Genomic DNA, 9,300 nt, shown 5'->3' with positions numbered 1-9,300 from the left:
TCAATCAGTTCTGATTCATGGGAATTTAACTTAGGTCAAAAGCCATTAATAGGAATAGTTAAATTAGCTATTGGTGGCGCGGTTTCATTTTCCGGTACAAGTAAAATCACTTCAGAAATTATCCAGACTAAACAGGCGATCGCACAAACTTACCAAGAAATTAGAAGTAGTGAGGGGTTAAGTTTTCAGTTGCCAGATATGGGGATGAGTTTATTAATAGCGTTATCTGGAGTAGTGCTACTAGGAATAGTTAAAAATTTTTCATCTACCAATAATACAGGAGACAAAGATAATGAAATTTAGAGGTAATTGGAACTTCTTTGAAATATTTATAAGCGGTTTGTTTACTGCAATAACTATTAACTACTTAATCACTGGATTTGCAGACATTGTACACAATATCAATTCAGTCTTGATATGGGTTCATAAGTCTGGTTTAGGTGTGTACCTTTATAAACTTTTTGGAGGTAGATAATGCAAGAAATACAGGAATTTAACCAACAATTAGTTAAGCAACGACGTAGTTCTAGTATCCTTATAGGTATTTTACTAGCATCAGGTTTCATTGCATCAGTTCCGATGTTCTCAGATAGCATTAAACATGAGGAAACCTTGTATTGTAATGTTAAAAGCAGTTGCCGTCCATCCAAAATCAAGAGAGGAATATCATTTTTAGTTGATAGAGAACGCAGAAACCAACTATTTGATAATAATATTAATGTTGTCAAGATTCTGCCACCTGAAGATGATAAAGCAGTATCTTATGGACTAGCTGCTAGTTTGTTCCTGTTATCTGCTTATGGAGTGAGTAAAGCACTTACTGATAGTCAGGAGAAATCAATACATAGTCAATTTAAGTTGCTTAAAATCAAGGCACTGGAGACGGATATCATAGAACAAAATCACATTGATATATTTCAGTTTTCTAAGCAAGGTCAAGCCGAAGTTGCTAAACAGTCTATTGCTAGGGAAGTGCAAAAGGCAATTCAAAAAGAAAAGAGTGAGGGTGAATTACAGCTTGATTATTTTAACGGACAATTACAAGGTCAATTATCCCTAAAGGGTCATCAATTGCAGTTAAGTGAACTTGATAAAGAAACTGCTAAGAATAACCTTGAGACTTTGGAGACGCAAAGGAAGATTGACAAACTAAATAAACCAGTCCAGGACGCTAAAACTCCTACACCCAATGAGGAATTAAAGAATAGTTTGACTGAAGTTTTGAAGGGTCATGAGGACGGCTGGTTATGGACTGTGATTAAAGCAGCAAAACCACTGTGGATTATTGGAGAACAGGGAACAGGGAAAACTAACACATCTGTAGCGATCGCACTAATCAGAAAATATTGCTTAAATATCCCAGTTTATAGGATAGCTGACAGACATTTAAACGGTGCTAATAGTAAAGTTTGGAAGTTACTAGAGGCACAGCTTAAAGCTGATAATGATTCTGCCATTATTGAAACTTTACAGGATACCTACGAACGACGTTTAGAACGGATAGGACAAGATTTAGATGATAAACAATCGGAACAGTTCCTACTTGATGAATTTACTCACCTGAAGGATCTTGATAAAGAAACTGTACAACGGTTTATCAAATCCACATTTAGCGATACCAGAAAAGCTAAAGAAAGGTTTATTGGCGTTACCCACTTAGGAACTAATGAAGCCTTTGGAGAAGGTACAGACGCAATGAGAAAAGCTGGTAGTATATTGATTGAAAAGTTTTCAGCAGATGGGGATAAGCCATTATCTAGGGTAGTTATTAAACACGGTTTAGTTGATGCAGATGGTAATAAATTGAAGGACGTTGAGTATACATTACCTAAATGGTTTGAAGCTAATAAAATCTATCAGCATTTTAACGGCAAGCCAATTAATTTTGATGAGTAAAACATTACCCATTGCTACATAATAGGAAATATCCCATTAACTTATTAGCTAATGGGATTTGTTGTAAATCCTGAGTTATTTTACCATGATTGAATATAGTTACTGGGGTGGAGATAACGAACCAACAGAAAACCTAAAAACTACAAAACAACTAGCAGAATTAGGTTTAAAAGGTATTAAACCAGCAGGTTATATAGAAACCAGAAAATATACAATTAAACTCTATGATATTAATGATAACAACTCGGTAAAACCTAAAAAACAACCCACTCTTAAACAACTAGAAGCACTTAAAAAAGCACGAATTGAAAGCAGAAAAAAGGCATGGATTAAACGTTATGGATGGATTGATCAGTACAGGGTAGATGCCGTAAAACGGTCTAGAGAGTTGTTAGCAACTCCTGATAGTTGGGTTATTCTGGATATAGAAACAACCGGACTTTACAACTGTGAAGTTATAAAGATAGCAGTTATAGATGGACACAAAAATATATTACTAAATACAAGGGTAAAACCTACAATTCCCATTGAATATGAAGCATATCAAGTACACGGAATTAGTGATAATGACTTGATTTATGCCCCTTCATTTAATGTGATTTATCCACAGTTGAAAGCAGCAATTAAAGATAAATTAGTTCTCATTTACAATGAAGATTTTGATAGGAACGCTATAGCACATTGCTGTAAAATTCGTTCCCTGCCACTATTGCAATATCAAACATCGTGCATGATGCACCTGTACGCTGGTTGGTATGGGTGCTATTCAGAATATTGGAATGATTTTCAATGGCAAAAATTACCCGGTGGCAATCATACAGCCTTGGGCGATTGTTTGGCAGTTTATGGGATTTTAGAAAAAATGGCTAATGATTCAGATCAGCCAAAATACCCAGACTTTGAGGATGCACCAAAAGCAGATGATCAGGGTGATGATGATATTCCGTTTTAAACCGTGCTTAATTTAATTGTAGAATCAAAATTAAACCACCTATCCGTAATTGGTAGGTGGTATTTTATTATTTAATTTTCACTTTGATATATTGGCGTAGATATAGCGAAGCTGTCACCAGGGGCAAGATAGCCTGAAACTCTTGATATATATAGGTTTCAGCGATGTTTGAGTAAAATTAACACTTTGGCACAAATCTTGGGTATCTATAGCTACAAACCCCAGAGTATTTATTAACTTTATTTACAGGTTTTACAGCTTAGATGATGAGCATCTTTTGGTGTGAATTGGCTGAAACTCTTTGAGAGAAAGCTTTGTAGCACTCTTCGGCTACTCCTATTACAGAGTATTTAGAATACTCTTTATTAGGCAAGAAGCAATTATGGGGTGAAAAGTATCAGTGCATTCATGCAGAAATTCTAGTTCAATGTCAAAAAGCTATAACGTAGATATAGCACAGTTTCCAGACTATCTTGCCCCTCATGACAGCTTCGCTATATTTACCCCATATTGCCTATAAATTTTACTATCACCCCTATTTTTGTATGGTGAGGATGATTCTAAAATCTCAATCTTCCCAATGCTTTGGAGTTCATTTAAAAGCTGTTCCCAGTGCTGCAAATCTTCCAATGTTCCGCTTATTCTTATATCGTTCATAGTGCCTATTTCACCCCAATGATTTTAAAACCTTTACTCTCACCACCTGACAACACAAAACCAGCACTTCTTAATACTGCGGCCGTCTTTCTAATTGTGCTGCCCTTGCTGTCAATTTTTTCCCCAACCAAAGATTCTAATTCCTCCTTATTGGTGGTTAAATTGCTCTTGCAGACTGCACCCAAAAACTGAGAAGTCAAGATGTTATGAGTTTGGGGGATAAGTCCCAGTAAAATTAAAATCTTTTCTTGTTTTTCTGACACTACCAAAATAGATCCGTCGTGCAGCATGATTGTGGGTTTGTCTTCCCCCGTCGTCATTGGTAATAGATCATTGGTGCTTATAGAGTCAATGAGATCGCTATCTTCTCCAGTTTCTTCTCCTGGTAATTGGTAATTATTGGGGGCTGAAGACGGGTCATTAATTGGTGATTGGGAACTAGGAACAGCAGCCGGGGGGACTAATTTTAATTCCTCAAACTGTTTTTTTAATCCCTGTAATTCCTCCAAAAGCCCGTTAAATTGCCCCATCGTAGCTTCGTAGGAAGTAGAGATCGCCTCCCCAATCTTCCCATCTTTTAATGAGTCATCTATCAGATTTTTAATAGTGTCTACATTGTCTACTGTTGTAAACTCTGTTAATTTTTCCTGTACAGCAGTTTCTATCAATTCCTTAATCTGATTAGTGTCTACTGTGTTGACAAACTGTATACTAGGCTTTTTTACATCTACACCCAAGGTATTTAATAGAAGTCTCTTAGCAGTCAAATTTAAGCTTTTTTCCCCATCTTCCTGATGTTGCCGTAACAGTTCCAATTCGTCATCTGTTAGGCGAAATGAGATAGGAGCATTGTTAGCAGTGGTCATAACGTCTACAGTGTTTACTGTTAGGTCTACATCATGAGTATAGCTACAGTGTTTACAGTTGTCTACATCATGTCAACACTGATAAGTAAACTAAATGTAAACACTGTAGACAAGATAAGTAACTTTAATGTTTACTATGTAGACATTTTGTAGACAAGTTGTTATATTGAATATGTAGACAGCAGTAAACAAGCTGTAAACAAAACAAAAGACGACCGCACAACTTACCAGGGAGAGCGATCGCCTTTAGTCCAAAAACCACAAAGGATTTTATTATGGCCATTCTAACGCAAGACAAACCCCAAACCCTCACCCTGACTTATTTTGATGGAGAATTTGATGCAATTATCGGACTTTCACCAATCACCACCGATTTAACCACCGACTACTACCGGGGTTATATTGCCGGAGTAAATGAGTCCGGTGTGACTCCTTTCTAGTTAACCCAAGTCCCCACCGGGGGACTAATTAAACGCTCTCCAGCACCACTAGACAAGGAATACCACCAATGACCCGAACTGAAGTAGCACGAATTAAAGCACTGCTAAGAAATACCTTTTGGCAGTTTGAAGATGAGTCAGATTTTGATATCACTCCTAAACTGGTAAGACAGTTTGCACAGTCCCAGCTACACCCTGACGTAATCGAAGCAACTGCTATTAATATAAGCGGTCGTGGGTTTTGGTTAAGAGTTGAGAAGTTATGCAACTTAACCATACACGCTAGACAATACATCTAAGCACTAAAGCATCATAATCCCTATCAAGTTAGTAGGGATTATTAAAACTCATGTTGTCAACTTCCAACGCCCGTTGGAAGTTGACACTTCCCACCAACAGCAAAACACAGCACATGGCACGTATTAAAGTCAATCCCTTAGCAATAGTTATTTACTGTCGAGTCAGCACTGAGGAACAGGGTAAAAGTCATCTCGGTTTGGATGCCCAATTAAGCGCGTGTCAACGATTATCTGAATATGAAGGGTTAGAAGTAATAGAAACTTTCTGTGAGGTGATCTCAGGTAAAATAGATCCAATGGCACGGCCTGTTTTTACGACAGCGATCGCTACTGCTCAACAACATGGTGCAAGGCTGATGGTTGCTAAGTTGGATCGACTGTCACGGGATGTCTATCATATTAGTAGCTTTATCAATGGCTACATGGTTAAGAATTGTCCAAAACTAATCATTGCTGAAAACCCTAACGCTGGTGAGTTCGAGCTAAACTTACGCGCTTCATTAGCACAGGAGGAAAGACGGCTGATATCAGAAAGAACTAAGGCAGCATTAGCTGTGAAACGTTCCCAAGGCTGTGAACTGGGTAAGGTAGGACGGGAAACTGTCACTGAATCTAGACGTGCTGCTACTCTTCAAGCTTTTGAAATTGCCCAAAAGCTACGGGCTGATGGTAAATCCTTGGATGCCATCGCACAACACCTTAATGAATTGGGCTTAACCACTAGCAGGGGGTCAGTATGGACTAGGCAGGCACTACACAAAAGGTTGAAAACCGTATAGTTCACACTCTTTATAATACAGTAGTCGTTTGCTACCTTGGATTTGGTAATTTACTTCCTTTTGACAAGTAAAGATTGTTGCTAGGGTAATCTATATACCATCTCCATACTATATAGACAGTAATATTTTATACATTACTATTTTTGCATGACTTATTCTGCTTCAGGTATTTCATGGGGCTTTTGTAGTTCCAATCTATGGGGTAGAGGGGACACTTTCCCTATCGCCGGCTTCCATTGCAAAACGTTTAAGCAATCTTTTGAACCGCATTCGCGCACATTTCATTGATTCCAGTTTGAAGTCAAGATTGTACAGATTGCAACGGTAAATAAAGAATTTACCTGATTTTGCTTGGTAGAAGCGTTTTGGTGTCATGAGGTGTCCGTTTCTTCTAGAGGCAGAACAAGCGCCATTTTTTTCAATTAATGTAATGGATTCTTGGTTTACCTGATAGTAAGAAACGTCTCCAGATTCCCAGGAATGGGCTTCATGCTCCAAGGCGAAGTTGATTTCTGCGTATTCTGGTTTTGTTTGCACAATTTGACGGGATTTAACCCCCATTTTGTCCAACCTTCTACGCATGGTGGTGGGATGACAAGCTAAATTCTCACTGATGCGTTTTTGACTCGCACCAAAGGGAATAAAGGTGTTGTCAGCCAGTATCCGGTTGTCGGTGACAGCTATCACCCCAGGTACAGTCTTTACCCCTCTTCGCAGTTTGGGAGAGGTGTCTGATGCCTGGTTGAAGATGTCATCAACGGTTGGAAGCTTGTAGAATTTGCGCTCTCGCCTGTTGAGAGAATGTGTAGCGGCGTAGCGAGAGCGTGATTGCATATCTTGGGTGGCTAGGGCTGTGGCTACATTTTTCCTGCCATTTGACTCCAGCAACATTTCTAGCGGGATTGTGGAGGTAGCGCCCCAGTTTTTAATTCCGAATTTTAGACAGGTAGGAAATAACCCACCTAACCATACTGTTAATTGGCCATTCTTCCAGTTGTAGCGGCGGAAGATACCCAGAGATTGTCCCTGGTTGAGCCATCTATATATTGTTGATTGGGATTCCTTGAATAGAGAAAGTTCGGGGAAGCCAACTACAACCCAGCCCCGACCCAATTTGTCATGGGCGCGAAGGAAGTACCACAGCTTAAACGCTGGGTGTTGGATTAGTAATTGTTCATGAACTCTCACTTCTTGCATGGATCTAGGGAATCTTTTATCAGGGGCATTTTCCGGCTCAAACACTTGCGTGGCATATTTAAAATTATTGTATCGTACTATTATTTATTTTTACTAGATCCATGCCAAAATCGGATGTGATTTTAATGACGTACAAAATCTGGATCACGGTCAGGGGGTTAATAAAAACTATGAGTTTTCGGAAATATCCGTTACTAGGTTCAATGACTCAAAACAGTTAACCTGCTTAGGATTGTGAATAGATCGGGATACCCCACTTTCCCGATCTAGCCATCAGTTTTCACCTCGATACTGGTGATAGTTATGTCATCTGTATGATGGGAGTCGGCAACCGGGGTGAGCATGGACAAGGAGGCGATCGCCCCGCGAACTTGTGACGATTCCACCTCTAAATATCGTTGCAATTGCTCTAGGTTTCTGTGGCCACTAATTTCTTGAATTACCCGCAGGGGGATACCAGCATTGCTCATCAATGTTAGGGCAGTGCGGCGGAAGCTGTGGGTGCTTGCTCCTTCGATATCAACTTGCTGACAACCTTCTCGAAAGATAATACTGGCGGAGTCCGAGTGCAGATGTCCCCGTCCCCAGCGTCCGGGGAATAGAAATCCCTCACTGGTAGTTGGGGGTTGATACTGTTCTAGGAAGTGCTTCAAGTCCTCTAGGACGGGAATGGTGCGGGTAGCTAATTGTCCTTTGGTGTTACCTTTGCGGAGGATGAGTTCTGTCCGAATTCTGCCTTTTTTGTCGTAGACATCGGTAATTTTCAAGGTAACAGCTTCATTGACACGGCAACCTGTGTAGAGCATGACAGCACAAAGTGTGCGATCTCTAGCAGTGGTTAATCCTGCTGTGAATAATCGCTGGATTTCTGGTTGGGTAAGAACTTTGGCTTTGCCGTGGCGGTCAATTTTCACATTCGCTGTCTACCCCCGATAGTTGATTATGGTAGCAAGTCTACAGCGGTTGAGGACATGAAAATTATATGCTGTGGCCAGGGTTTTCCCCCTATACCGGAGGAATTAAACCCTCCTTAGCGATTCTTGTGTTCTTGCTTGTTGTCATCTCTCACCGCAGAACCCATTCTCTAGCCTCCTTTTGAGCCACTGTAGATGGGCTAATATATCTATGTATTAGGGTTCAGTATGCTCAACAGTTCCGCATCTGCTGAACTGAAACTAACCTCAAAGTGATAAGATAATTCAGGACTATCGTTTGTGATAAAAGGAGAGATAACCAAGTTTCTTGACATATTTCTTCCTTCCTTAATTCCCTGAAGAAAGAAATCTGCAATTACTCGTTCTTTAGATAAATTAAACATTGTGATAGAAGTAGATTCATGCTTATATGGTGCAGGATACTTATCTAATATGAAGCTAGTTAGATGGACTAGTTTTGTTAGATATAGTTGAGCATCATTTGTTCTATTTTCCTTAATCAGTAACTTATATACTTTTCGTAATATGTCACAATTAGTTATAAGTAGCATAGTGTCAACAAAACTATTTTTACTTAAAATTTTATCCATAATCTCAAGACATCTGAATCCTTGTTCAATCGCTTGGTTATAATCAAACCCTTGATATGTTTCTAATAAGTAAAAATTAATCTGTAGGTTATTTGGATAATATCCACATATTATTTTTATCAGATTTGAAGATTCCCGAAACTTTTCTGAAGCAGTTTCTATGTCCCCTATTTTGTATAAAGAAAGTCCATCTCTGAATAATTTTAGACCCAAATCACGCTTTGACTTTAGTTCTGGAGAAAGTTGTGGTAAATCCTGACTAAACTCTAGAGATAAAGCTTGTGGAATAGAAGTTGAAGACGAATTTGAATTAGATGATGCTTGTTTTGAATCAGACTGACATGGAATAGAAGTTGAAGACAAATTTGAATTAGATGATGGTTGCCTTGAATTAGACTGAGATGGAATAGAAGTTGAAGACGAATTTGAATTAGATGATGGTTGTCTTGAATTAGACTGAGTTTGATCTCTGATTATAGAAATAATCATAATGATAATGCCAACGAAAATTAGTAGAGCAAAGAAAATTTCCATATCAACACTGTGGTTATTAATTCAAAATTTTAATTTCGTATTCTTCAAGCTATATAATGATGGTGCGTTAATAAAATTGAACGCACCCTAAAAAAATGAGCGATCGCACTACCTTAGTCTAAATCCATAGATAATCTGATGTTTTCTGAAATCAG

General features: G+C 38.8%; 9 protein-coding genes and 1 pseudogene. 6 read left to right on the top strand and 4 right to left on the bottom strand.

The genetic code is table 11. The features are described from left to right. The 3 genes and pseudogenes from ANA7108_RS0100175 to ANA7108_RS0100160 all read left to right on the top strand — a co-directional run. Window positions 1–303, top strand: a pseudogene (locus ANA7108_RS0100175) (hypothetical protein); the annotation flags it as partial. A 171-nt stretch (window positions 304–474) separates the two neighbouring features. Beyond that, complete coding sequence (locus tag ANA7108_RS0100165) at window positions 475–1,896, top strand: ATP-binding protein (protein WP_016948725.1); 1,422 nt, start codon at window positions 475–477, stop codon at window positions 1,894–1,896. 85 nt (window positions 1,897–1,981) lie between these two features. Beyond that, window positions 1,982–2,848, top strand: a complete 867-nt coding sequence (locus ANA7108_RS0100160) for a 3'-5' exonuclease (RefSeq protein WP_016948724.1) — start codon at window positions 1,982–1,984, stop codon at window positions 2,846–2,848. A 662-nt stretch (window positions 2,849–3,510) separates the two neighbouring features. On the opposite strand, the gene ANA7108_RS0100150 is transcribed toward ANA7108_RS0100160, so the two are convergent. Then, complete coding sequence (locus ANA7108_RS0100150) at window positions 3,511–4,371, bottom strand: hypothetical protein (protein WP_016948722.1); 861 nt, start codon at window positions 4,369–4,371, stop codon at window positions 3,511–3,513. Between the two features lie 275 nt (window positions 4,372–4,646). Here ANA7108_RS0100150 and ANA7108_RS30405 point away from each other — a divergent pair, with 275 nt between their 5' ends. The 3 genes from ANA7108_RS30405 to ANA7108_RS26490 all read left to right on the top strand — a co-directional run bounded on the left by ANA7108_RS30405 (window position 4,647) and on the right by ANA7108_RS26490 (window position 5,889). Next, window positions 4,647–4,811: a hypothetical protein gene (locus ANA7108_RS30405; protein ID WP_016948721.1), complete on the top strand. Its 165-nt coding sequence runs from the start codon at window positions 4,647–4,649 to the stop codon at window positions 4,809–4,811. A gap of 68 nt (window positions 4,812–4,879) precedes the next feature. Then, window positions 4,880–5,110, top strand: coding sequence for a hypothetical protein (locus tag ANA7108_RS0100140; RefSeq protein ID WP_016948720.1), 231 nt, complete (start codon window positions 4,880–4,882; stop codon window positions 5,108–5,110). 50 nt (window positions 5,111–5,160) lie between these two features. Continuing rightward, on the top strand, window positions 5,161–5,889 hold the full coding sequence (locus ANA7108_RS26490; RefSeq protein ID WP_084776851.1) for a recombinase family protein: 729 nt from the start codon (window positions 5,161–5,163) through the stop codon (window positions 5,887–5,889). A gap of 195 nt (window positions 5,890–6,084) precedes the next feature. On the opposite strand, the gene ANA7108_RS0100130 is transcribed toward ANA7108_RS26490, so the two are convergent. The 3 genes from ANA7108_RS0100130 to ANA7108_RS0100120 form a co-directional block, all read right to left on the bottom strand. Then, a complete protein-coding gene (locus ANA7108_RS0100130) occupies window positions 6,085–7,086 on the bottom strand; it encodes a hypothetical protein (RefSeq protein ID WP_016948718.1) in 1,002 nt (333 codons plus the stop codon). Window positions 7,087–7,352: 266 nt separating this feature from the next. After that, the gene (locus ANA7108_RS0100125; protein ID WP_016948717.1) at window positions 7,353–8,000 is read right to left on the bottom strand and encodes a site-specific integrase; all 648 of its coding nucleotides are present in this window, start codon (window positions 7,998–8,000) and stop codon (window positions 7,353–7,355) included. A 209-nt stretch (window positions 8,001–8,209) separates the two neighbouring features. Next, window positions 8,210–9,145, bottom strand: coding sequence for a hypothetical protein (locus ANA7108_RS0100120; RefSeq protein WP_016948716.1), 936 nt, complete (start codon window positions 9,143–9,145; stop codon window positions 8,210–8,212). Window positions 9,146–9,300: the final 155 nt, after the last annotated feature.

Origin of the sequence: Anabaena sp. PCC 7108, from assembly GCF_000332135.1 — a bacterium.
Lineage (GTDB): Bacteria > Cyanobacteriota > Cyanobacteriia > Cyanobacteriales > Nostocaceae > Anabaena.
This window is presented reverse-complemented; position numbering and strand designations above follow the sequence as displayed.

Coding starts and splice junctions, on each gene's coding strand:
- ANA7108_RS26490 (WP_084776851.1), top strand. CDS start 5,161: ATGTTGTCAACTTCCAACGCCCGTTGGAAGTTGACACTTCCCACCAAC.
- ANA7108_RS0100160 (WP_016948724.1), top strand. CDS start 1,982: ATGATTGAATATAGTTACTGGGGTGGAGATAACGAACCAACAGAAAAC.
- ANA7108_RS0100140 (WP_016948720.1), top strand. CDS start 4,880: ATGACCCGAACTGAAGTAGCACGAATTAAAGCACTGCTAAGAAATACC.
- ANA7108_RS30405 (WP_016948721.1), top strand. CDS start 4,647: ATGGCCATTCTAACGCAAGACAAACCCCAAACCCTCACCCTGACTTAT.
- ANA7108_RS0100130 (WP_016948718.1), bottom strand. CDS start 7,086: ATGCAAGAAGTGAGAGTTCATGAACAATTACTAATCCAACACCCAGCG.
- ANA7108_RS0100120 (WP_016948716.1), bottom strand. CDS start 9,145: ATGGAAATTTTCTTTGCTCTACTAATTTTCGTTGGCATTATCATTATG.
- ANA7108_RS0100165 (WP_016948725.1), top strand. CDS start 475: ATGCAAGAAATACAGGAATTTAACCAACAATTAGTTAAGCAACGACGT.
- ANA7108_RS0100150 (WP_016948722.1), bottom strand. CDS start 4,371: ATGACCACTGCTAACAATGCTCCTATCTCATTTCGCCTAACAGATGAC.